The sequence below is a fragment of the Sinomonas atrocyanea genome, assembly GCF_030812675.1.
Lineage (GTDB): Bacteria > Actinomycetota > Actinomycetes > Actinomycetales > Micrococcaceae > Sinomonas > Sinomonas atrocyanea_B.
Window position 1 is genome coordinate 46,984 of record NZ_JAUSTE010000015.1, and the last position, 23,463, is coordinate 70,446.

At 72.3% G+C, this 23,463-nt stretch carries 19 protein-coding genes and 1 riboswitch; of the genes, 10 read left to right on the forward strand and 9 right to left on the reverse strand.

The window, feature by feature from the left end:
* Positions 1-84: 84 nt before the first annotated feature.
* Together J2W20_RS17315 and J2W20_RS17320 are read right to left on the reverse strand one after the other, a co-directional pair.
* Positions 85-3,225 carry a S8 family serine peptidase gene (locus J2W20_RS17315; protein WP_307008149.1) on the reverse strand — a complete coding sequence of 1,047 codons (3,141 nt, stop codon included), beginning with the start codon at positions 3,223-3,225 and terminating at the stop codon, positions 85-87.
* Positions 3,226-3,688: 463 nt separating this feature from the next.
* Positions 3,689-4,105: a YchJ family protein gene (locus J2W20_RS17320; RefSeq protein ID WP_307008150.1), complete on the reverse strand. Its 417-nt coding sequence runs from the start codon at positions 4,103-4,105 to the stop codon at positions 3,689-3,691.
* A 238-nt stretch (positions 4,106-4,343) separates the two neighbouring features.
* Here J2W20_RS17320 and purS point away from each other — a divergent pair, with 238 nt between their 5' ends.
* Genes purS through J2W20_RS17340 form a run of 4 tightly spaced genes read left to right on the forward strand, consistent with a single transcriptional unit; the run spans position 4,344 to position 10,209 of the window.
* Complete coding sequence (gene purS, locus J2W20_RS17325) at positions 4,344-4,640, forward strand: phosphoribosylformylglycinamidine synthase subunit PurS (RefSeq protein WP_307008151.1); 297 nt, start codon at positions 4,344-4,346, stop codon at positions 4,638-4,640.
* Between the two features lie 4 nt (positions 4,641-4,644).
* Positions 4,645-5,424, forward strand: coding sequence for a phosphoribosylformylglycinamidine synthase subunit PurQ (gene purQ / locus J2W20_RS17330; RefSeq protein WP_307008153.1), 780 nt, complete (start codon positions 4,645-4,647; stop codon positions 5,422-5,424).
* The gene (purL, locus tag J2W20_RS17335) at positions 5,421-7,748 is read left to right on the forward strand and encodes a phosphoribosylformylglycinamidine synthase subunit PurL (RefSeq protein WP_307008154.1); all 2,328 of its coding nucleotides are present in this window, start codon (positions 5,421-5,423) and stop codon (positions 7,746-7,748) included. The genes purQ and purL overlap by 4 nt, the downstream gene beginning before the upstream one ends.
* Positions 7,749-7,773: 25 nt before the next feature.
* On the forward strand, positions 7,774-10,209 hold the full coding sequence (locus J2W20_RS17340; RefSeq protein WP_307008155.1) for an HAD-IC family P-type ATPase: 2,436 nt from the start codon (positions 7,774-7,776) through the stop codon (positions 10,207-10,209).
* Here the strand turns inward: J2W20_RS17340 and J2W20_RS17345 are convergent.
* Together J2W20_RS17345 and J2W20_RS17350 are read right to left on the reverse strand one after the other, a co-directional pair.
* Complete coding sequence (locus J2W20_RS17345) at positions 10,187-11,209, reverse strand: zinc-dependent alcohol dehydrogenase family protein (protein ID WP_307008158.1); 1,023 nt, start codon at positions 11,207-11,209, stop codon at positions 10,187-10,189. The genes J2W20_RS17340 and J2W20_RS17345 overlap by 23 nt on opposite strands.
* A gap of 211 nt (positions 11,210-11,420) precedes the next feature.
* Positions 11,421-14,561: an alpha-amylase family glycosyl hydrolase gene (locus J2W20_RS17350; RefSeq protein WP_307008160.1), complete on the reverse strand. Its 3,141-nt coding sequence runs from the start codon at positions 14,559-14,561 to the stop codon at positions 11,421-11,423.
* 116 nt (positions 14,562-14,677) lie between these two features.
* On the opposite strand from J2W20_RS17350, the gene J2W20_RS17355 reads away from it, so the two are divergent.
* The 4 genes from J2W20_RS17355 (at position 14,678) to J2W20_RS17370 (ending at position 16,493) form a co-directional block, all read left to right on the forward strand.
* Entirely contained in the window at positions 14,678-15,127 is a 450-nt protein-coding gene (locus tag J2W20_RS17355) for a helix-turn-helix transcriptional regulator (protein ID WP_307008161.1), read from the forward strand.
* 4 nt (positions 15,128-15,131) lie between these two features.
* Positions 15,132-15,542, forward strand: a complete 411-nt coding sequence (locus J2W20_RS17360; RefSeq protein ID WP_307008163.1) for a VOC family protein — start codon at positions 15,132-15,134, stop codon at positions 15,540-15,542.
* Positions 15,542-15,934, forward strand: a complete 393-nt coding sequence (locus tag J2W20_RS17365; protein ID WP_307008164.1) for a hypothetical protein — start codon at positions 15,542-15,544, stop codon at positions 15,932-15,934. Before J2W20_RS17360 ends, J2W20_RS17365 begins: the two co-directional genes overlap by 1 nt.
* 97 nt (positions 15,935-16,031) lie before the next feature.
* The gene (locus tag J2W20_RS17370) at positions 16,032-16,493 is read left to right on the forward strand and encodes a hypothetical protein (RefSeq protein WP_307008165.1); all 462 of its coding nucleotides are present in this window, start codon (positions 16,032-16,034) and stop codon (positions 16,491-16,493) included.
* 23 nt (positions 16,494-16,516) lie between these two features.
* Here the strand turns inward: J2W20_RS17370 and J2W20_RS17375 are convergent, their stop codons facing one another.
* The 3 genes from J2W20_RS17375 to J2W20_RS17385 form a co-directional block, all read right to left on the reverse strand.
* A complete protein-coding gene (locus J2W20_RS17375) occupies positions 16,517-16,810 on the reverse strand; it encodes a DUF503 domain-containing protein (RefSeq protein WP_307008184.1) in 294 nt (97 codons plus the stop codon).
* Between the two features lie 123 nt (positions 16,811-16,933).
* The gene (locus tag J2W20_RS17380) at positions 16,934-17,845 is read right to left on the reverse strand and encodes an oxygenase MpaB family protein (RefSeq protein WP_307008167.1); all 912 of its coding nucleotides are present in this window, start codon (positions 17,843-17,845) and stop codon (positions 16,934-16,936) included.
* Positions 17,846-17,938: 93 nt separating this feature from the next.
* A complete protein-coding gene (locus J2W20_RS17385; protein WP_307008168.1) occupies positions 17,939-18,421 on the reverse strand; it encodes a flavin reductase family protein in 483 nt (160 codons plus the stop codon).
* A 40-nt stretch (positions 18,422-18,461) separates the two neighbouring features.
* Positions 18,462-18,573, reverse strand: a riboswitch (SAM riboswitch).
* Positions 18,574-18,819: 246 nt separating this feature from the next.
* Between J2W20_RS17385 and acs the strand changes: the two genes are divergently transcribed.
* On the forward strand, positions 18,820-20,778 hold the full coding sequence (gene acs, locus J2W20_RS17390; RefSeq protein WP_307008169.1) for an acetate--CoA ligase: 1,959 nt from the start codon (positions 18,820-18,822) through the stop codon (positions 20,776-20,778).
* Between the two features lie 111 nt (positions 20,779-20,889).
* On the opposite strand, the gene J2W20_RS17395 is transcribed toward acs, so the two are convergent.
* Positions 20,890-21,636 (reverse strand): NADPH-dependent FMN reductase, encoded by a 747-nt coding sequence (locus J2W20_RS17395; protein ID WP_307008170.1) that lies wholly within the window; start codon positions 21,634-21,636, stop codon positions 20,890-20,892.
* 114 nt (positions 21,637-21,750) lie between these two features.
* Positions 21,751-22,248 (reverse strand): hypothetical protein, encoded by a 498-nt coding sequence (locus tag J2W20_RS17400; protein ID WP_307008171.1) that lies wholly within the window; start codon positions 22,246-22,248, stop codon positions 21,751-21,753.
* A 94-nt stretch (positions 22,249-22,342) separates the two neighbouring features.
* Between J2W20_RS17400 and J2W20_RS17405 the strand changes: the two genes are divergently transcribed.
* Complete coding sequence (locus J2W20_RS17405; RefSeq protein WP_307008172.1) at positions 22,343-23,332, forward strand: ArsR/SmtB family transcription factor; 990 nt, start codon at positions 22,343-22,345, stop codon at positions 23,330-23,332.
* The last annotated feature ends 131 nt before the right edge of the window (positions 23,333-23,463 follow it).

The window sequence follows — 23,463 nt, forward strand, 5'->3', positions numbered from 1 at the left end:
GCTGCTGCGGGGCAGTCCTCGGGTGCGGCCACCGGGCCTTCCGCCGGGGCCCGGTCTCCACTCCGTGGCCCTGGGGTCAGCGGGTCACTGGCCGGGGACCCTGTCTGCGGTCGACATCGTCGGGGCGCCGGCCGGGGCCGAGGCCGCCGCTCCGGAGCCGACCGTGAGATCGACCCAGCTCGTCACTCCGCTCGAGCCGAACGTCAGCCGGCCCATGTAGGCGCCGGCGGAGAGCCCGTTCCAGGCCAGGGTCTCCGTGGCCTGGCTGCCGTTGGCTGCCACGATCGGGTTAGGGGTCACGGTCGCGTTCCCGGCATCGCCGGCCCAGGCGGCCGCCTGGATCACGGCGTCCGTGGCGCCGTTCCCCGGCGACGCGAAGAGGTTGGCGATGATGTAGTACGTGCCCGCGATCGGGTTCGGGATCTCGAGCGACTCGCTCGCGGACCCGGTGGCAGCGGTGAGCTGCTTGAGGCCGCCGGAGCCGTTGGGTGCGAGGACGTACATGTCCCAGTCGGTCCTGCTGTCCGCGGCCTTGAGCACGAACCGGGCGGTCTTCTGGCCCGCCGGCACCGCAACCGAGACCAGCCCGTTGGAGGCGTCGTTGGCCCCGGCGACGGGTCCGGGAACCTTGGTGACGGCCTTCTGGGCGACCGGCGCGAGGCCCTCGAGGCCCACCGGGATCGGGCTGTTGGAGCCCGAGGTCATGGTGAACGTGCCGGACCCGGTTCCCGTGGCCGAGGAGAAGCTGTAGGCGGGGTCCACCTTGGCCTCGACCGGGCGGATCGCGATCGGCGAGGTCACCGTGCGCGGGCCGACCCATGAGAGCGAGCCCGTGGTGAAGGTGCCGTTGGGCGCCGAGACGTTCTTGATGGTGATCGTGACCTCGCGGGTCTGGCCCGCCTTCGCGAAGTTCAGCGCCTGCGGCTCGACGTGGAAGTCGATCCCGGGCAGGTTCACCTTGGGCCGGTAGAGGCCCGGCACCAGGGCCGTGATCTTCCGCGTGACCTGGACCTCGCCCACGAGGGAGCCGAGGGCGAAGGAGGGCAGGTTGACGTCCTTCGCCTCGACCGAGCCGGCCTGCGGCGCGCCGGTCGGGTAGCCCTGGCCGTTGAGGAACGCGAGCCAGTCCTTGGCCCCGGCGTTGTACACGAGGCCGGGATCGGTGACCTTGGTGGTGTCCACGTGGCCGGCGCCGCCGTCGAACGGGTTGGCGTCCGGGGTGCCGTCCGCGTTGACCAGCGGGTACGCCGTGGTCATCATCGCGGACTTGACCATGGCCGGCGTCCATGCCGGGTTCTTACCGAGCACGAGGGCGCCCACGCCGGCGATGTGCGGGGAGGCCATGGAGGTGCCGGACATGAAGCCGAACTGCTCGCCGTTGTTCGCGATCGGGGAGACGCCCGCGAGGACGTTCACGCCCGGGGCGGAGACGTCCGGCTTGAGCAGGTCCCCGCCGGAGGCGAGCGAGGGCCCGCGCGAGGAGAACCCGGCGATCTGCGGCGCCGGGCTGGCCGGCTTGCCGGTGAGGTCGCCCTTGACGAGGCTCACGGTCAGCGCCGGGTCCGCGGCGACCTTGGCCTTGAGCGCGGGTCCGTCGGGGGCGTTGACGTGGATCGTCGGGACCGAGTGGAGGTCGGAGTCCTCGGAGCTCGGGGTCAGGTTGACCAGGACCATCCCCACGCCGCCGGCCCGCTTGACCTCGGCGCTCTTGTCCACGCGGGCGTTGACGCCGCGGTCGCACACGACGACCTTGCCGGTCACCCTGGCCGGGTCGAGGGTGCCCGCCATGCAGAGGTTGGCGTCCTGCGCCCCGGACGCCGCGGCGTCCGCGGCCAGGACCGGCTGCTTGTCCTTGACCTCGCCGCTCATCACGGTCGCCCCCCGGTACTTGGAGCCGTCGGAGAGCACGACGGTGCCGACGAGGTCGCCCGGGAAGGTGCTGGCGGCGACCGAGGTCACCCACGGCGCGGCGTGGTTGACCGTCGAGGGGGTCGGGCCGGAGTTGCCGGCCGAGTTCGCCACGAAGATCCCGGCGGAGGCGGCGTTGAGGAACGCGAGCGCCACCGGGTCCGTGGTCGAGTTCGTGTTCCCCGAGATCGAGTAGTTGAGGACGTCCACGCCGTCCGTGATCGCCGCGTCGATGGCCGCGACCGAGGAGGAGGAGTAGCAGCCGCCCGTGTTGGGGTCGTCGTCTTCCCAGCAGACCTTGTAGACGGCGACCTTGGCGGCCGGCGCAACTCCGGAGCTGACACCGAAGTCGGTGCCGGAAATGCTCATGTGCACGTCCGCGTTGCCCGCGGCGGTCGACGCCGTGTGCGTGCCGTGGGAGCCGACGTCCACCGGGGAGATGAGCTCCTCCGGGGCGCGGTGCTCGGGGGCGACGCTGGCCAGGAAGGGTTCGGCGAAGTATCGCGCGGAGAGCACCTTGGAGTTGCACGCTGACCCGTCGAACGCGGCACCGGTCCCCTGGCCGGGCTGGCATTCGCCCTTGAACGTCTGGCCGTCGCCCTTGAGCATGGCGACGGTGCCGTCGGCATCGCGGTACGGGACCCCGACCTTCGGCTTGGCCCCGGGGGCCAGGGGCGTGACCGGATCGCCCGTGAGGAACGGGTTGCTCGGGGTGTAGCCCGTGTCGATGACGCCCACCACGGTGCCCCTGCCCGCGTTGTCCTTGCCCCCGAACTGGGTGGCCCAGGCCCCCTGCGGGCCCGTGAGCTTCATGAAGTCGTTGGAGGTGTAGTCCGGCGCCAGCTGCTCGTCCTTGGCGACAGTGAGGACCTTGGAGTCCTTGGCGAGGGAGGCTGCCTGCGCGCCGGTGAGCGTGGCAGTGAAGCCGTTGAGCGCGGTCGTGAACTGCTGCCCGATCTTCACGGCATGCTTGCCGGCCACGTCGCGCTGGGCCCTGCGCAGGTGCGCGTCGTACGCCTTGACGTTGGGGGCGCCCGCGTCGACCTTGCGGCCGTTGCCCGGCTTGGTCGGCGCGTAGCCGGGCGTGCCGCCGTCGTAGGCGGCCACGGCCTGCTCGGCGAGCACCACGATGTAGCGCCCGTCCTCGTAGACCTTGCCGGTGTCGGCGGACGGCGCAGCCGACGGTGCGGCCGGCGCGATGTCCGGCGCGGCGTGCGCGGGCGCGGCCGCGACACTGAAGGCGAGCGGGATGCCGACGGCGAGCGCAGCCAGGCGCTGCCGACGCGGCCCGGCGCCGCGAAGGGGTTGTCTCTTCACGCGATGAGACCTTTCACTGGGGCGATGTGACGTCCGCCACGGGGCGGAGTGACACCCAAGCTACCCGAAGCGACTGCTTCACACCAGTAATTTCTCGGCTGCGTCACGGCTTGTTCACAGGACTGTCACAGGAGTGCCGCAGAAAATACCGGGATCGACGCGTCCGCCATGGGCGGATCAAAAGAAAACGCAAATCTGACCTATTTTTCAGGCGCTTCTGCCCTAGCGGCGGAGTATATTTCTGGGTACTTCTTCAGTCCTCTTGAGTACGACGACGACATGCAAGGAGGCACAGGCAGCGAGGGATGCAGACGCCGGAACACCGCAGCTGGGCTGAAGGCCTCGAGCCCCGAGCGGTCCGGATCCGAAGAGGCCGGATTTCACGTCAATCACTCAACAGAAACCAGATGCCAACGAGGGGCGCGCCAGTGACGGCGCGCCCCTCTCTTGTGGCTTCGCGCCCTCAGTCCGCGTCGGCCTCACCGTCGAGGTAGAGCCACGACCCGCCCTCGCGCACGAACCGGGAGTGCTCGCGCTGGACCCCGCGCACCGCGCCATCGCGCCAGTGCGCCGCGAAGTCGACCGTCCCCTCCGTGTCGAACGGGCCGCCGGCACTGACGCGGACGACGTCGAGGCGTCGCCACTGCGTGGTCCCGTCGAGTTCCAGCGTGGCCGGGCGGGTGGACGGGTGCCAGGTGGCGAGCAGGTAGTCGGCCATCTCCGGCCCCCCGACGGCGAAGGCGCTGTAGCGCGAGCGCATGAGCGCCTCCGCCGTCGGGGCGGCCGCGCCGTGCGCGCGGCCCTGGTGGAACCGGCCGCAGCAGGAGCCGTAGGTGTCGCCGCTGCCGCAGGGGCAGCGGGAGTCGGTGTCGAGGGCCATGCCGACCAGCGTAGCGAGGCGGCGCTCCACGCTGGGAAGCGCCCCCTCGATCCGGCTGCCGGCCCCGCAGGTGCGCCCGCCACGGGCGCCCCGGGCGGCCGGCCGCCACGCCGGGCGGCCTGTGGCCCGCGTCACCGCCGGGCGCCCGCTGCTTCATGAGGGACCCGGGTCGCGGGCCGGCGGGACCCCTCCGGTAGAATTGGGGTGCCCCCTCCCCTATCCACAGGAGCCTGTCCCGATGCCGCGGATCGTTGTCGACGTCATGCCCAAGCCCGAGATCCTCGACCCGCAGGGGAAGGCCATCGTCGGCGCCCTGCCGCGGCTGGGCTTCACCGCCTTCAGCGGAGTGCGCCAGGGCAAGCGCTTCGAGCTGACCGTGGACGGACCCGTGACCGAGGAGATCCTCGAGCAGGCCCGCAACGCGGCCGCGACGATGCTCTCCAACCCCGTCATCGAGGACGTCGTCAACGTCGAGGTCCTGCCCGAGGACGGCGCCGAGGTGCGCGCGGACGCCGACGCCGCCGAGGTGGACTGACCACATGAGCGAGACTCCCCTGATCGCAGACCTGCGCGGGCCCGAGGCGGCACCGCTCTCCGGTGCCAAGATCGGCGTCGTGACCTTCCCGGGCACGCTCGACGACCGCGACGCCGCGCGCGCGGTCCGCCTCGCGGGCGCGACCCCGGTCCCGCTCTGGCACGCCGACGACTCGCCCACCGCGCTCGGCGACGTCGACGCCGTCGTGCTCCCCGGCGGCTTCTCCTACGGCGACTACCTCCGCGCCGGCGCGATCGCCCGGTTCGCGCCCCTGATGGGCCGGATCGTCGACGCCGCGAACTCGGACGCCAAGCTGCCCGTGCTCGGCATCTGCAACGGCTTCCAGGTCCTCACCGAGAGCCACCTCCTGCCGGGCTCGATGATCAAGAACGACCACCTCAAGTTCATCTGCCGCGACCAGGTGCTGCGGGTCGAGAACGCCTCCACCGCGTGGACCACCCAGTACGAGGTCGGCCAGGAGATCACGATCGTCCTGAAGAACCAGGACGGCCAGTACGTCGCGGACGAGAAGACGCTCGACGAGCTCGAGGGCGAGGGCCGGGTCGCCTTCCGCTACGTCGGCTGGAACCCGAACGGGTCGCGCCGCAACATCGCCGGCATCACCAACGCCGCCGGCAACGTGGTGGGCCTCATGCCGCACCCCGAGCACGCCGTCGAGCCCGGCTTCGGGCCCCTCAGCGCCGACTCCGGCGACTACTCGACCGACGGGCTCGGGTTCTTCACGTCCGTCCTGACCACGCTCGTCGCAGGGGGCACCAAGTGACCGCAGGGAACAACGCAGTGACCGCCCGCAAGTTCAACATCGACACCGTCGAGCACGCGGCGCAGACGCCGGAGACCGAGCTGCCCTGGGCCGAGCTCGGCCTCAAGGAGAACGAGTTCCAGGAGATCGTCAAGCTCCTCGGCCGCCGCCCCACCGCCGCCGAGCTCGCCATGTACTCGGTGATGTGGAGCGAGCACTGCTCCTACAAGTCCTCCAAGGTGCACCTGCGCCAGTTCGGCGAGAAGCTCACCGACGAGATGAAGAAGGACATGATGGTGGGCATCGGCGAGAACGCCGGTGTGACCGACCTCGGCGACGGCTGGGCCGTCACGTTCAAAGTGGAGTCCCACAACCACCCCTCCTTCGTCGAGCCCTACCAGGGCGCGGCCACCGGCATCGGCGGGATCGTCCGCGACATCATCTCGATGGGTGCACGGCCCGTCGCCGTCATGGACCCGCTGCGCTTCGGCGCGGTCGACCACCCCGACACTGCCCGCCTCGTGCACGGGATCGTCTCCGGGATCGGCGGCTACGGCAACTCGCTCGGCCTGCCGAACATCGGCGGCGAGGTCGTGTTCGACTCGGTCTACCAGGCCAACCCGCTCGTGAACGCGCTCGCCGTCGGCGTCCTCCGCCACGAGGACCTGCGCCTCGCCAACGCCTCCGGCGTGGGCAACAAGGTGGTCCTCTTCGGCGCCCGCACGGGCGGCGACGGGATCGGCGGCGCCTCGGTGCTCGCCTCCGAGTCGTTCGACGACTCCAAGCCGTCCAAGCGGCCCGCCGTCCAGGTCGGCGACCCGTTCGCCGAGAAGGTGCTCATCGAGTGCTGCCTCGAGCTGTTCAAGCACTCCCTCGTCGAGGGCATCCAGGACCTCGGGGCCGCGGGCATCTCCTGCGCCACGAGCGAGCTCGCGTCCAACGGCGAGGGCGGCATGCAGGTCGAGCTGACCGATGTACTCCTGCGCGACCCCACCCTGACCCCGGGCGAGATCCTCATGTCCGAGTCGCAGGAGCGCATGATGGCGGTCGTGACGCCCGAGAACGTCGCCGCGTTCGAGAAGGTCATGGACAAGTGGGACGTCGAGTACTCGTGGCTCGGCGAGGTCACGGACACCGGCCGCCTCATCATCACGTGGGACGGCGAGACGATCGTGGACGTCGACCCGCGCACCGTGGCCCACGAGGGTCCCGTCTACCACCGCCCGTTCCACCGCCCGGAGTGGCTCGACGGCGTCCAGGCGGACACCTTCCGCGCCTCGGAGGCCGGCAAGGGCCTGCCCGCCACCGGCGAGGAGCTCAAGGCCGCCGTGCTCGAGCTCATGGCGAGCCCGAACATGTGCGACAAGTCGTGGGTGACCAGGCAGTACGACCACTACGTGGGCGGCAACACGGCCCTCGCCTCCCCCGACGACGCCGGCGTGGTCCGCGTCGACGAGGAGACCGGCATGGGGGTAGGCCTCTCCACGGACGCCAACGGCCGCTACGCCTACCTCGACCCGTACACCGGAGCGCAGCTCGCCCTCGCCGAGTCCTACCGCAACGTCGCCACCTCGGGCGCCGTGCCGATGGCCGTCACCGACTGCCTCAACTTCGGCTCCCCCGAGGACCCCGAGGTCATGTGGCAGTTCGCCGAAGCCGTCCGCGGCCTCGCCGACGCCTGCCAGGTCCTCGGCATCCCGGTCACCGGCGGCAACGTCTCCCTCTACAACCAGACGGGCACCACGCCGATCCACCCCACCCCGGTGGTCGGCGTCCTCGGCCGGTTCGACGACGTGGCCCGCCGCACGCCCTCGGGCTGGCAGAGGAACGCGGACGGGCAGGCGGTCTACCTGCTCGGCGCCACGCGCGACGAGCTCGACGGCTCCGAGTTCGCCAACCTCCGCGGCCACCTCGGCGGGCTCCCGCCGGCGCTCGACCTCGAGGCGGAGAAGACGCTCGGCGCGATCCTCATCAACGCCTCGCGGGACGGCATGATCGACTCGGCCCACGACCTCTCCGAGGGCGGCCTCGCCGCGGCCCTGTCCGAGATGGTGCTGCGCTTCGGCGTGGGGGCCCGGGTGGCGCTCGGGGACCTGTGCGAGCGGGACGGCGTGGACGCGTTCACGGCGCTCTTCTCCGAGTCCCAGGGACGCGCGCTCGTCGCCGTGCCGCGCTCGGAGGAGGTCCGGTTCAACGACATGGCCTCCGCCCGGAACTACCCGGTGGTGCGCCTGGGCATCGTGGACGTGCTCGCGACCAGCCTCGAGGTGCAGGGCCTGTTCGACCTGCCGATCGACGAGCTCCGCGAGGCCCACGAGGGGACCCTTCCGAAGTACTTCGGCTGACCCGGGCCCGACGAGGCAGACCACGGTGGCCCCGCCAGAGGACAGAGCGCGTTCCGACGCCGCGTCCCCGGCGGGGCCGCTGCCGTCCACGGCGCCCCCGGACCTCGGGCTCGACGCCGCCGCCGTGGCCGAGCGCGAGGCCGCCGGGCTCGTGAACACCCTGGACCGGCACACCTCCCGGCCGGTGTGGCAGATCGCGCGGAGCCACCTCTTCACCGTCTTCAACCTCATTCTGGGCCTGTGCGGGGCCACGCTCGTGGCGCTGGGCCGCTGGCTGGACCTCATGTTCCTCGCCGCCGCGGCGGCGAACATCACCATCGGCTTCGTCCAGGAGCTGCAGGCCAAGCGCCGGCTGGACCGCCTCGCGGTGCTCGAGCAGAGCCCGGTCCGGGTGCTCCGGTCCGGTGCCCCCGCGGAGGTGGCGCCCGATCGGGTGGTGATGGACGACGTCGTGCTCCTCCGCCGCGGCGACCAGATCCCGGTGGACGGCACGGTGCTGGGCGCCGAGGAGCTCGACGTGGACGAGTCGATGCTCACCGGCGAGTCGGTGCCCGTGTCCAAGGCCGTCGGCTCGTCGGTCTCCTCCGGCTCGTCGGTGGTCGCTGGCCACGGCAGCATCCGCGTGACGGCCCTCGGGGCCGGTTCCCGCGCCGAGCGGCTCACGGCCGAGGCGCGGCGCTTCACCGAGGTCGGGTCCGAGCTCCGGGACGCCCTGGCCCGGGTGGTCCGCTGGATCAGCCTGGTGATCGTGCCCATGATCGCCGTGGTGCTCAACGGCCAGCTGCAGGCTGCCGGCGGATGGGCGGCGTCCTTCGAGTCCGGCGCCTGGCGCGACGCCCTCGTGGCAGCGGTCGCCTCCGTGACCATCATGGTCCCGCAGGGCCTCGCCCTCCTGACCACTGTCTCGTTCGCCGTCGCGGCCGTGCGCCTCGCCCGCGGGCGCGTCCTGGTCGAGGAGCTCGCCGCCGTCGAGGTGCTCGCCCGCGTGGACGTGCTGTGCTTCGACAAGACGGGGACCCTCACCGAGGGCGGGATCCATGTCGAGGACGCGTTCCCCGTGCACGGGCCGGCCGGACCGCTGCCGGGCTGGGACCGTGCCCTTGCCTGGATCGGCGCGGACCCGGACGCGAATCCCACCGCGGCGGCCCTGGCCGAGCGGTTCTCGGCGCCGCCGGACCGCGCCCCCTCCCGGGTCATCCCGTTCTCGTCCGCCCGGCGCTGGAGCGCGGTCCAGTTCGACGGCGGCACGGCAGACGGCGCGTGGCTGCTCGGCGCCCCCGAGACCCTGCTCGGACAGGACCCGGGCTCCGCCCCGGCCCGGCAGGCAGCGGCCGAGGCCGCGGTGCGGGGGCTGCGCGCCGTGGTCCTGTGCCGTGCCGACCGGCTCCCCGCGGGCGGTGCGCTGCCCGCCCGGGTGCGGGCCGCCGTCGTGCTCGCCTTCCGCGAGCGCCTGCGTCCCGACGCGGCCGAGACCCTCGCCTACTTCCGTGAGCAGGGGGTGGACCTCAAGGTCGTCTCGGGGGACAGCCCGGGCACGGTCGCCGCCGCGGCGAGGGCGGCGGGAATGGACGCGGCGGACCCGGTGGACGCGCGGACGCTGCCCGAGGATCCTGCTCAGCTGGCGGACGCACTCGAGCGGCACAGCGTCTTCGGCCGGGTCGGGCCGGAGCAGAAGAGGGCCATGGTGCGGGCCCTGCAGGCGCGCGGCCACGTCGTGGCGATGACCGGGGACGGGGTGAACGACGCGCTCGCGCTCAAGGCAGCGGACCTCGGGATCGCCATGGGCACGGCCGCCCCGGCGACCAAGGCGGTGGCCCGGCTCGTGCTCCTCGACGGCCGCTTCTCGCGACTGCCGGCGGTGGTCGCGGAGGGGCGGCAGGTCATCGCCAACATCGAGCGGGTCTCCCGGCTGTTCCTGACCAAGACCGTCTACGCGTTCCTGCTGGGGATCAGCTTCGGCGCGCTGGCCTGGGCGTTCCCGTTCCTGCCGCGGCAGCTCTCGACCTCGGACTTCCTCATGCTGGGCTTCCCGGCCTCCGTGCTGGCCCTCCTGCCCAACACCCGCCGCTACGTGCCGGGCTTCCTGCGGCGCGCGGTCACGGCCGCGGTGCCCTCGGGCCTCGCGATGGCGGTCGCGATCCTGGGGGTGTACGCGTACGGCCGGTGGGCCACGGACGCCTCCCAGGAGCAGATCGAGGCGGCAGCGTTCATCACCCTCACCGTGAGCGGACTCTGGGTCCTCGTCATCGCGGCGCGCCCGCTCACCCGCTGGCGGCTGCTCCTCGTGGGATCCATGTACGCCGGAACGGTTGCCGTGCTGACGGTGCCCGCCTCCCTCCAGTACCACCAGCTCGCGGACCCGGACGCGCAGCTGACCCTCGCGGCCCTTGCCTTCGCCGCCGGCGCCTGCGTGGTCATCGAGGCGGCCCACCAGGTGCTCAGGCGCCGCCTTCGGGCGTGACCTCGAGGACGGCGGCCCCGGTGATCCTGTCGCCGGCGAGGTCCGCGAGCGCCCGGTCCGCCTCCTCGAAGGCGTAGGGCACCGTGGTGGTGCGCACGGGGATCTCGGCCGCCAGCCGGAAGAACTCCTCGCCGTCCGCGCGCGTGTTGGCGGTGACGCTGCGCAGCTGCCGCTCCTGGAAGAGGTGCTCCTGGTAGTTCAGGGACGGGATGTCGCTGAGGTGGATTCCGGCGACGGCCAGGGTCCCGCCGCGGTCCAGAGCGGCCAGGGCGGGCGGGACGAGCGTGCCCACGGGCGCGAAGAGGATCGCCGCATCGAGCTTCTCGGGCGGCTCCTCGTCGGCGCCGCCGGCCCACACGGCGCCCAGGTCCAGCGCGAGCTGCCGGGCCTCCGGGGCGCGCGTCATGACGTAGACGGACGCGCCGCGGTGCAGTGCGAGCTGCGCGGTGATGTGGGCGCTGCCGCCGAACCCGTAGATCCCGAGCCGGCCGCCGTCCGGGAGCGCGGCCCGCTGCAGCGCCCGGTAGCCGATGATGCCCGAGCACAGCAGCGGCGCGGCCTCGCGGTCGCTGAACGCGCCCGGGATCGGGTAGGCGAAGTCCTCGCGCACGACGGCGAGCTCCGCGTACCCGCCGTCGTCGTCCCACCCGGTGAAGCGGGGTGCTGTGCAGAGGTTCTCGCGGCCGGTGCGGCAGAACCGGCAGGTCCCGCAGGTGCCGCGCAGCCAGGCGATGCCGACGCGATCGCCGGGCTGGAAGCGGGTGGCGCCGGGACCGAGCGCCTCGACGCGGCCCACGGCCTCGTGGCCGGGGATGACGCCGTGGTGCCGTGGGTCCAGGTCCCCTTCGGCGAGGTGCAGATCGGTGCGGCACACGCCGCAGGCCGAGACGCGCACCAGGACCTCCCCCGGGCCCGGGACGGGATCAGGCCGCTCGCCGAACGCCAGCGGCCCGTGGCTGCCGCCCGCCGGTCCCGGCCGGTCCACCCACCACGCGCGCATGGCGCCATTCTCGCGCGGCGGCGCCCTGGCAGGACAGGGGCAACCGCCCCCCTGCACCCCCTACGTGCACCCCCCTACGTTGAGGGGTCACCTCCCAACGTTGAGGGGTCACATCCCTACGTTGAGGGGTCACATCCCTACGTTGAGGGGTCACATCCCTGACCATTCAACGCAGGGACATGACCCCTCAACTAGAGGAGGGCGATGCTTCTCAGCCCGAGACGATGGTGACGAGGTGCGTGGTCGGGTCGTACCGGAAGGCCACCGGGCCGCCCGGATGGTCGAAGCCGATGTTCGGCCCGTTGAGGGCACCGTTGGTCCCGTAGTTCACGTCCCACGACCCGTTGAGCGCCGCCTTGAACGAGTACGAACCTGCAGGCAGCGAGCCGAGCCTCAGGATCCAGCCCTGCGAGCGCGGGTCCCACGTGGCCGCCGTCCCGGTGCACCCCGGGTCCCAGTCGCCCGCACACCCCGCGAGGTGCTGGTAGGTACCGGGGAAGTTCACCGAGGAGGGCTGGGTGGCCGGCTGGCCCGCCACCACGAGGTGGGTCGAGTCGTTGTAGCTGAACACGACGGTGCCCCCGGGGTGGTCGAGGGAGATGTTGGGCCCGTTCGGTGCGCCGCCCATCCCGTAGTTGACGTCCCAGGACTTGTTGAGCGCGGCCTTGAAGGAGTAGCTGCCCTGCGGGAGCGTGTACGTCCCGCGCCAGACCCCCTGCGCTGGATCGAACGCCAGCTGCGCCTGCGGGCACGCGGGCTGCCAGTCGCCCGGGCAGCCCATCGCCGTGTTGAGCGTCCCGGCCACCGCCACGGCCGACGGCTGGGCCGCGTGCTCTGACACCGAGGTCCCGTGGGTGTCCTGCCGGTAGGTGAAGGTGAGCCGTCCGCCGGGGTGGGTGAGCGTGATGTTAGCCCCGTTGGGCGTCCCTCCGTCGCCGTAGTTCTGGGTCCAGGACCCGTTGAGCGCCGTCTTGAACTGGTACGTCCCGGCAGGGAGGTCGAGGGTGAGGCGCCACTCGGAGGCGATCGGGTCGTACTGGGCCATGGTGGCCTGGCACGCCGGGTCCCAGTCGCCGGCGCAGCCGGCGAGGTGCTGGATGTCACCGGCCACGGTCACGGAGAGCGGCTGCGGCGCGGGGCCCTTGGGCGCGTCCGGGTCGACCGGCGTGGGCACGACGGCGGAGGCGGTCGCCGACGTGGCGGTGTGGCCCGCGTTGTCGAGCGAGATGGCCCGGTACTCGAGCGGGGTGCCCGGCGTCATGCCCTTCGTGGCGTCGAAGACCTGGTACGGGTAGGTGTCGTCGGTGCCGATGTTGTGCCATTGACCGGCGGCTCCCGCGGCACCGGGGACCCTGGCCTGGAAGGTGACCTCGTAGAACGAGTCATGCGGCAGGTCCGCGGTGACGTTGACGCGCGTGTTGTCACCGCCGGCCGCGGCCGGGGCGCCGAGGGTGGGCACGGGGGCTGCGGCCGAGTCGGGGATGCGGCCCGCGGACTCGTAGACCACCGCGGAGAAGGCGGGGACTGTCACGGTCAGCGTCTTGTCCGCCGCGGTCTTGAGCCGGTCCGCGGCGCCCTCACCGAACACCTTCGCGAACGGACGCTGGGCGATGTAGGTGGGCACGGCGGCGGTGCGGGCCGCGGCGGTGTTGTTCAGGGCCACGACGTACTCGCGCTGGGCGGCCGCGTCGATGCGCGAGAACGCGTACACGCCGGGCGTCGTCTCGGCGTACCGGTCCTGGTGGGCGCCCGTGCGGAGGGCCGGGTTCTCCTTGACCACCTTCGCGAGGTCCGCGATCGAGGTGTAGAGCGGATGCGTGGTGACGTAGTTGTCCGAGGCGTGCGTCGCCGTCGTCCCCAGGAGCGGATCGGCGAGGTACTCCGGGGTCTTCGACGCGAACATGTCCTGCCGCGCGAGCTGGTCCCCGCCGGTGCCGGTGAAGCCCTGCTCGTCGCCGTAGTAGACGATCGGGTTGCCGCGGGAGAAGTACATGAGCTCGTTGGCGAGCCGGTCGCGGGCCACCTTCTCGGCGTCGGACGCCGTCGGGTTGTCCTGGTCGATGAAGGAGCCGATCCGGCCCATGTCATGGTTCCCGAGGAATGTGGGCAGCTGGTACACGTTCGAGGTCGCGGTCGTGTACCAGTCGTCGCCCTGGAAGAGCTTCTGCAGCGTGGTGGCGGGCGAGGAGGCCGAGGCGTAGGAGCGCGCCGCCTGCTGGAACGGGAAGTCGAGCACGGCCTGGACCTTGTCGGAGGTGGTGAACTTCGAGGTGAAGTCGCGCGAGGTGTCGTAGACCTCGCCGAACATGAAGAAGTCCTTCTTCCCGACGGAGTGGGCGTAGTCGAGGATCGCCGGCGAGAACTTCTGCCAGAACGCGTCGTTGACGTGCTTCATCGTGTCGATCCGGAAGCCGTCGATCCCGAAGTCCCCGATCCACTTCTTGTACACGTCGATGAAGCCGTTGAGGACCTTCGGGTTCTCGGTGAAGAGGTCGTCGAGGCCCGAGAAGTCCCCGTAGTTGGCGCTCTCCCCCGCGAAGGTCGAGTCGCCGCGGTTGTGGTAGAGGCTCACGTCGTTGAGCCAGGCGGGGACCTTGACGTCCTGCTCGCCGGCGGGGATGTACGGGTGGTACGGGAAGGATGTGGCCGGGTCCATGGCGGGGAAGCTCGGCTGGTCGGCGACTGCGGCGTCGTCGAACGCCGTCCCCGAGGCGTCCTTGTACGGGGAGGCGGTCTTGCTCAGGTAGGGCATGCGGGAGCCCTCCTGGTACTTGATGACGTCCGCCGTGTGGTTGGTGATGATGTCGAAGTAGACCTTCATGCCCCGCGCGTGCGCCTTCGTGATGAGGTCGCCGAGCTCGGCGTTCGTGCCGAGGTGCGGGTCGATCTGGGTGAAGTCGGTGATCCAGTAGCCGTGGTAGCCGGCGCTGTGGTCCTCGGGCTGGACGGCCTTGTTCTTGAAGCTGGGGGTGAGCCAGATGGCCGTGGCGCCCAGGCCCTGGATGTAGTCCAGCTTGCCGGTCAGGCCCTTGAGGTCGCCGCCGTGGTAGAAGCCCTTGTTGGTCGGGTCGAAGCCGGAGACCATCGGATCCGCGCCGAGGCCGCCCTGGTCGTTGGCCGCGGTGCCGTTGGCGAAGCGGTCCGTCATCACGAAGTAGTAGTTCTCGGTGCCCGCCGCCGTCCGGAACGAATGCGCCGCCCCGGGGCCACCGGCGTCGGACGACGGCGGCGGGGCGGCCGTCGCGGTCGCGGCACCGCCGAGGGCGAGGGCGGCGGCGAGGACGACGGCGGTGCTGGCCGCCGTCGCCCTCGGGGAGCGGGCGGGGCGCGGGCAGACAGGGCGGTACCGCATGGAGACCTCCAGGGAAGCAGTGACCCCGCCCACTATGGTCCATGTCACACGACGTGACAAGGAGGTCATGCCCGCGTCGCTCGACAGCATGGAGGCCGGGTGCCACCATCGTGGTCATGACCTCCAGTGCGCCCGCCGACCCGCGGCTGCGGGACCTGGCCCTGCTGCGGCGCGTGCGGGACCGCATCGACAGGGAGTACGCCGAGCCGCTCAACGTCGAGGCGCTCGCGCGCGGCATCCACGTCTCGGCCGGCCACCTGAGCCGCCAGTTCCGGGCCGCCTACGGCGAGTCGGTCTACCAGTACCTGATGACCCGGCGCATCGAGCGGGCCATGGCGCTGCTGCGGGTCGGCGCGCTCAGCGTCACCGAGGTCTGCTTCGCCGTCGGCTTCTCCTCCCTGGGCACGTTCAGCACCCGCTTCGCCGAGCTGGTCGGGGTCCCGCCGAGCGTGTACCGCGACCAGGGCGCCGACGTCAGTGCGGGCATGCTCCCGTGCATCGCCAAGCAGGTCACCAGACCGATCAGGAATCAAGAAGCACGGCTCCCGGTGGCGTACGTACCGTGAAGCCATGGAACTCACCATTCATGCAAGCGCCCTCCCCCACACCGATCCCGAGGCGTCCCTCGCGTTCTACCGGGATGCCCTCGGCTTCGAGGTCCGTCAGGACGTGGGCCGGGGAACCATGCGCTGGATCACGGTCGGGCCCGTCGGGCAGCCCAGCACGTCCATCCTCCTCGCGCCGCCGGCCACGGATCCCGGCATCACCGAGGACGAGCGGCGCACGATCGCGGAGATGATGGCCAAGGGCACCTACGGGTGGATCCTGCTCGCCACGCCCAACCTCGACGAGGTGTTCGAGAAGGTCCAGGCCACCGACGCCGACGTGGTGCAGGAGCCCACCCTGCAGCCCTACGGCCTGCGCGACTGCGCCTTCCGCGACCCCGCCGGCAACCTGGTCCGCATCCAAGAGCTGCGCTGATGTGCCACCCCGCCTGGGCCCCGGCCCGCGCGCCCGCGCCGTGCCCGCGCGAGCTCGTGCGGGTGCGGCGCCTCCGGGATCTGATCGACCGGGACGGCGCGAGGAGGGTCCGGGCCGCGCACGACGACCGGCGGCTCCCGCTCGACGTCGCGGCCCTCGCCCTGGCGGCGTGCTCCGGCATCCCCCCGGCGCAGCTCACGCGCGAGTTTATGCGCGGATACGGGGTGTCGCCGGAGGAGTACGCCTCTGCCGGGGGCCCGGCGGCGCTGGGTCTCCCTCCGAGCGTCGCTGGCCTCCGCGGCGTCCGCGGCGTCCGCGGCGTCCGCGGCGTCCGCGGAGAGGAAATGCCCTGCCCTTCGGTCATTGCCCCGGCCTTCAGCGCAGGGCTCTGACCGAAGCGCAGGGCATTTGGGCGACGCCTGCGGATCCGGGGTCTGCTCAGGGTGAACCCTGAGGACGCGCACGGCGGCCGGCGCCCATAATGGGACGGTGACCACCCCCGGCAACGCCCCTCGGCGGAATCCCTACCGGGACCCCAGCGCCTACTGGCCCGACGGGGTCCCGCCCGGCGCCGCCGCGTCCGGCCGCGGGCTGGACGGGCTCCTGCCGGACGGCAGCCGCCGCGGCGAGGTCGTCCGCGCTGGCGGGGAACCGGTGTCGGCCGCCCCGGCCCGACAGCGGCGGGCATCCGAGCGGAGGCCGCCCAAGCCCGTCTCCCGGCTCGCCACCGGCCTGGGCGGGGTCGCGCTCGGCCTCGGCTTCCTGGCCCTGACCCTCGGCACCGTTCCGTGGATCGGCGCCTTCCTTGCCGCCGGCCCCCTCCTGGGCTCGGCCTTCGCGGCATGGGGATCCTTCGCCCGCTCCAAGGTGCGGGCGGCGCGGGTGTCGGCGATGGCGGTCGCGGGGGTCGCGCTGAGCGCGCTGCACGTGCTCATGCTCTTCGTGCGCTGAGCCGTCTGCAGTCCGGCCGCGGGTCAGTCGTCGCTGCGTGCCTCGCGCCGGCGGGCGCTGAGCAGCTCAGCCTCCGGGCGCGCCGCGACGAAGCGTTCGACGGCGTCGAGCACCTCCACGGCGTGCGCCCGGTCCGCGCTCACGAGGGCGGCGCCGATCCGTGCCCGCCGATGCAGGTCCAGGTCCCCGACCTCGGCGGCCGAGACGTCGAACCGGCGGCGCAGCTCCGCGACAATCGGCCGCACCAGGGAGCGCTTCTCCTTGAGCGAGTGCACGTCGCCGAGGAGCAGGTCGAACTCGATCCAGGCGATCCACATGCGCCCATTGTCCAGCGGGAAGCACCCGCTCTGTAGGGACATGACCCCTCAACGCTGGGGGCTGGGGCGGGAGGTGCGGACGCCCGGGTGCGGACGGCGGGGGCGGGGTCGGCGGGGACGGCCTCAGAGGACACCGAGGCGGGCGAGGCGCCTCCGGGCGGCGGCCTCGCTCGGTGCCATCGGGCCGAGGGCACGGCCGACGACGGCGAGCGTCGCCTTCGCGGCGCCGGACAGCGGCAGCGGCACGGGCCCGAGCCGTGGGCGCGAGAGCCCCAGCAGCTCCAGATGCCGCGGCGGAAGCGTGTCGAGGACAGCGCCGAAGAGCATCGCGAAGCCGGGCTTCAGGAGCGGATCGAGCGGCGGCCGCCGGATGAAGGCGACCACGTCGTCGACGCGGGGGCCGCCGGAGAGCTGCCCCGCGGCGTCGTACGCCCTGATGCGGTCCGCGAGGGCCGCCTCGGTGCGGGGCGGGTCCGCGATGCCCATGAGCTCGCCGGCCGTGGCCCACTCCGCCACGTACCGGTCGGCGCCGCCGGGAACGGGCCCGTGGAAGGCCTCGTAGCTGCGCAGGAACGCATCGGTGAAGGCGATGTGGACCCATTCGGCCAGGGCCGGGTCGTTGGCGGAGTACTGCTCATGGGCGCCGCGCGGGGACACGTAGGTGCCGGTCACGGGCTCGTGAATCCGGCGCACCCACGCGCAGGCGGCCCTCGCGGCCGCGGTGTCGCCGTACGTCACGGTGAAGATCCAGCGGATGGTCCCGGCGAGGCGCCCGAGGGGGTCCGCGCGGTAGTTGGAATGGTCCACGACGCCGGCCAGGACGCCGGGATGGAGCGCCTGGGTGAGCAGGGCCCGGATGCCTGCGGCGATCGTGGACATCGAGCCGTGCACCGCCCAGACGGCGGAGTCAGGGGGGAAGAAGCCCGCGTCGTCGCCGTTCTCGAGCGCGGTCTCCCACGCCGGGACGGTCTCCGACTCGCCGGCGAAGGTCAGGCGGAGGCGCTGCCGCAGCGGCCCGAGCACATCGAGGGACACCCTTCCAGAGTACGTCGCGGTACGGGTGTGCCGGGGCCCCCTCCGGAGAGGCGGAGCCGGGGCCCCGGCAGCCCGTGGCTGTACGCCGTCGGTCTACTTCGCCCAGTACACGTGGTTGGTCAGGGGGAGGAAGCCGTCCTGGTCCGAGATGCTGGCCACCTCGCCGATCAGGATGACGTGGTCCCCCGCGTCCACCCGCTGCCAGAGGCGACACTCAACCCGCGGGACGTCGTGGGCCACGATCGGGGAACCCAGCACGCCGGGCTCCCAGGCCAGGCCCGCGAACTTGTCCGTCCCCCTCGCCGCGAACCGCTGCACGAGGTCCCGGCGGGACTCGGACAGGATGTGCACGGCGTAGTTGTCGGTGTTGATCCAGGTCGCGAACGAGCTCGATTTCTTGTCCACCGCCCACGAGACGAGCGGCGGATCCAGGCTGATCGACGTGAACGAGTTGCTCACGAGGCCGGCGAGGGTGCCGCCGTCCGAGGTGGTGATGACGGCAATCCCCGTGGCCCAGCACCCCATGGCGCGGCGCAGGTCGGCACCGGTCACAAGGTCGAGCGGGGTCGCAGTCATGGGTTCCTCCAGCGAAACGGCCGGACGCCCGCGGTCCCGGGCGCCGTACTTGCCGCGGATGTCCACCGCGGCCGGATCCTCATCTGGGGCACCCCACTACGGGAGAGGGTTGCCGCCCGGCCAGCCAGAGCTACGCGCCGGGACTCTTGATCCTGTCTTCCACCCTACGGAAGGCGCCTCGGGAGCGTCCACCGTCCGCCGCCGCTGGGGGACACAGAACGAAACATTGATGTTTGTTACGCGGTGGCCGTCCCCTCTTTTGCCCCACTTGCGCCGGGCGCGCAACAGTGAGGTGACCATCCCGAGCGGCCGAGAGACCTGGCTCCCTGACGCCGCAGCAACCATGGCCCCGTCCGCGGGACACCGGTGCTACCGCCAGGACCGATGGAGCGAGAACCATGACTTCTGTCCTCGAGACGCACACGCCTGCCTCCGCCACGGAGCCCGCTGCGCAGACGGATCCCGGACGCATCGCGTTCTGGGAAGACGCCGCGCGGCGCCTCACGTGGGAGCGCGGATGGGACGCCGCCCACACCTGGATCCCCGCGGACCCCGAGGCGGGCGAGCCGCCCGTGATCCGCTGGTTCGAGGGCGGGACCCTGAACGCCGCCGTGAACTGCGCCGACCGGCACGTGGACGCGGGGCACGGGGACAAGGTCGCGCTGCACTTCGAGGGCGAGCCCGGCGACCGCGTCACCGTCACCTACGCGGACCTCGCGCGCCGGGTCGCCCAGGCCGCGAACGCGCTGCTCGCGCTCGGCGTCGGCAAGGGCGACCGCGTGGTCATCTACCTGCCCGTGCTCGTCGAGACCGTGGTCATCACGCTCGCGTGCGCCCGGATCGGCGCGGTGCACTCGCTCGTGTTCGGCGGCTTCTCCGCCGAAGCCCTGCGCTTCCGGGTCGAGGACACGGGGGCCAAGCTGCTCGTGACCACGGACGGCCAGTACCGCCGCGGCACGTCCGTGCCGGTCAAGGACAATGCCGACGCCGCGGTGCGCGGCGGAGCGGCCGGCGGGGACAACGCCGTCGAACATGTCCTGGTGATCCGCCGGACGGGCTCCGAGATCGCGTGGACGCCGGGCCGCGACGTGTGGTGGCACGAGCTCGTCGAGGCGCAGCCCGAGGAGCACGAGGCCGAGGCGTTCGACGCCGAGACGCCGCTGTTCATCATGTACACCTCCGGGACCACGGGGAAGCCCAAGGGCCTGGTCCACACGACCGGCGGCTACCTCACGCAGGCGTCGTGGAGCCACGAGTACCTCTTCGCGAACCCGGACCCGGCGCTGCGGGACGCTGATGTGCACTGGTGCACCGCGGACCTCGCCTGGGTCACGGCGCACACCTACGAGATCTACGGCCCGCTCTCCAACGGCGTCACGCAGGTGATCTTCGAGGGCACGCCCAACACGCCGCACCCGGGCCGCCACTTCGAGATCATCCAGCGCCACGGCGTCACGAGCTACTACACCGCGCCCACCCTGGTCCGCTCCCTCATGGGCTGGTTCCCGGACGGGGTGCCCGCGGAGTACGACTTCTCCTCGGTCCGGGTCTGCGGCACCGTGGGCGAGGCGGTCAACCCGGAGGCGTGGCGGTGGCTGCGCTCGACGGTCGGCCGCGGCGAGGCGCCGATGGTGGACACGTGGTGGCAGTCCGAGACCGGCGCGACGGTGCTGTCGCCGCGGCAGACGGCGACGACGTTCAAGCCCGGGTGCGCCACTACGGCGCTGCCCGGCCTCGCCACGGCCATCGTGGACGACGCCGGCACCCCGGTCGCGCCGGGCGTGCAGGGGAACATCGTGGTCACCGCGACCGGTCCCGCCATGGCGCGGACGGTCTGGGGCAATCCCGAGCGGTACCTGGACTCCTACTGGCGCAAGTACGCCGCCCAAGGCTGGTTCCTGGCCGGCGACGGCGCGAAGTACGACGCCGACGGCGACACCTGGATCCTCGGCCGCACGGATGACGTCCTCAACGTCTCGGGGCACCGGCTCTCCACGATCGAGATCGAGTCGGCGCTCGTCTCGCATCCGGCCGTGGTCGAGGCGGGCGTCTGCCCCGTGGCGGATACGGTGACGGGGCACGCGGCGGCGGCGTTCGTCGTCGTCAATCCGGACGCGGCGGCGGCACTCGAGACGGACCTGGCCACGGCCCTGCGCGCGCACGTGGCGCAGGAGATCGGCCCGATAGCCAAGCCGCGCGAGATCGTCGTGGTGCCGGACGTGCCCAAGACGCGCTCGGGGAAGATCATGCGCCGCCTGCTCACGCAGCTGTTCGAGGGCACACCGCTCGGGGACACGACGAGCCTGCAGAACGAGCCGTGCATCGCCGAGATCGCCCAGGTCCTCGCCGCCCGGTAAGCGCACACCGGGTCGCCAGGGACCCCGCAAGACGATGCCAGAGACCCCGCAGCCATCCGGATGGTTGAGGGGTCTCTGGCGCGGTGTTGAGGGGTCTGTGGCGCCGCCGGATCAGACCGCAGCGCCCTCGAGCTCGCCGGCCCGGACCTGCGCGAACGCGGCGGACCAGGAGACGAGCTGGTCGAGCATCGGGTCCACCGACGCGGCCTGCAGGTCCGTCGGCTTGAACACGGAGAAGTCCTCGAAGTCGCTGAAGAGGGAGAACATCCCAGTCTTCTGCACGTGCGCGACCTGCAGCTCGGACAGCACCCCGCGGAGGTGCTCGACGGCCCGCGCGCCCATGGCCGAGCCGTAGCCCACGATGCCCGCGGCCTTGTTGGCCCACTCGGCGTTGAGGAACGACAGCGCGTTCGCAAGGGCCGGCGCGGTCGAGTGGTTGTACTCGGGGGTGACGAATACGTAGCCGTCGAACTCGGCGATCTTCGCGGCCCAGGCCTTCGTGTGCTCGCCGGCGTAGTTGCCGTACGCGGCGGGGTAGGCCTCGTCGAGCAGCGGCAGGCTGAAGTCGGCGATGTCCACGAGCTCGAACGAGGCGTCGCCGCGCTGGGTCGCCCGCGCCACGAGCCACTCCGCCACCTGCCGGTTGTTGCGGCCGGGGCGGGTGCTGCCGGTGACCACGGCGATGCGCGGGGCACCCGCACGCACGACGGCGGCGGACGCCTCCGCGGCACCGGTCGCCGGCGCGGCGGCCGTGGCAGCGGTGGACGGGGCAGGGGTGGACGGGTCCGAGGCCGGGGCCTGGGCCCGGTGGGCTGCGGACGAGTCGGTCTTGCCGAAGAGCTTCTTGAGCCAGGACATGGTGCCTCACAGGATCATTGGTTGATATTTCAATGAAACTGTAGTCCTCAACAGTTGACGCGTCAACATCCTGCGGCGCTCGCCCCGGGCGTGCCGGCGCACCTCACATCAGGCTCACATCAGGCGGCCGGGGATCACTCCCGCCCGGGCCATCGTGGCCGAATCCTCCTCGCGGCGCTCCCGCAGCCGGGCGTCGACCTCCGCGGCCCTCCGTGCCTGCCGCCCGAGCCAAGCCCAGCCGGCGCGCAGCGCCCGGGCGAGGGCCCCGACGTCGGGCAGCCCGAGCAGGTCCCCCGAGGTGCACGGCAGGGAGGTCGGCGGAACCAGGTCCCGGGCCGTCAGCTCCCGCGGCGCCGCCACCGGAAGCCCGGCGGACGACGGCGGGTTCGCCGCCGCCGTCGTGCGCGTTCCGGCGGTTCGGGGGACCTCGTGCGGGATGCGCACGGGCCTGCGCCCGGTGGGCCGGAGGGGGTGGGCGAGCCGCTCGCGGACGGGCGAGTCGGGCCGGTCCGCGGCGTCGCCCCTGCGGGCGCCGAGGGCGTGGGCGTCGGGGATCCGGGCGGCCGAGCCATGGTCGGAGGAGGAGGGTGCGGTGCTGGTCTTCGTTGCCATGCCCAGAAGTCTGCGCGGCCCAGGCCGGGGCCGAAACGATTCGGTCCTCGCCGAATCCTCGACCACCGGGGACGCCGAAACCTACGCTGATCCCATGCTGATCACGCTCACGAGCGAGGACCTCACGAAGGTCCACTTCCAGGCGTCCCCGCTGTGGGAGACCGTGACGAGCCTGCGCGCGCTGCAGGCCGGGACGCCGCTGCACCGGCCCTGGATCACGGAGGCGCGCCAGCGCATCTCGGCGAGCGCGGACCCGCTGGCCCGCGAGCACCTGCGCGTCCTCACGACCCTCGTGCAGCCCAAGGGCTTCATCGCCGATTCCCTGACCCCCACCCCGACGCGCGCGGACACGTTCGCCGAAGCCCTGGATGCGGTCGCCGAGGTGCCCGCCGAGCTGTGGGCCCGCGACTTCGACAGCCTCGAGAAGTGCCAGCTCGCCGGCTACATGCGGGCCACCCTCACCGAGCTGCGGGCCGACCTTGCGGGGTCGGTGCCCCGCATCGTGGCGGCGCTGCGCTGGTACTGGACCACGGCCCTCGAGCCCTACTGGCCCCGGCTGCGCTCGGTGCTGCTCGCGGACATCGACTCCCGTCTGGACGACCTCTCGCGCTACGGCATCCAGGAGGTGTTCAAGACCCTGCACCCGAGCGTGCGGCCGACCCCGACGGGCCTCGAGATCATGCGCGGGTGCGAGGCGACGGATCGGCCCACGCCGGGCAGCGGCCTGATCCTGGTGCCCAACGCGTTCGTGTGGCCCAACACGCTCGTGCTCAACATCGCCCCGTTCGTCCCCACGATCACCTACGCGCCGCGGGGCGTCGGGCGGCTGTGGGAGGCCACGCGGGAGACGCGGGAATCCCCCGTCTCGCGGCTGCTCGGGCGCACGCGCGCCCAGATCCTCGCGCAGCTGGACGTGCCGATGACGACGACGCAGCTAGCCTGCGCGCTCGACCTCGCCGCCGGGACGGTCAACGCCCACCTGAAGGTGCTTGCCGAGTCCGGCCTGACCGAGCCGGTGCGCGCCGGGCGCGAGGTCTTCTACCAGCGCGGGCGGGTGGGCGAAGAGCTCCTCGCCCGGGCGTAGCACCGTTGCGGGGTCCCTGGCACACCGTTGCGGGGTCCCTGGCGGCATGGCCCCGGGCACGGCCAGAGACCCCACAAGCCCCCGCCAGAGACCCCACAGGCCCCCGCCAGAGACCCCTCAAGAGGTGGGGG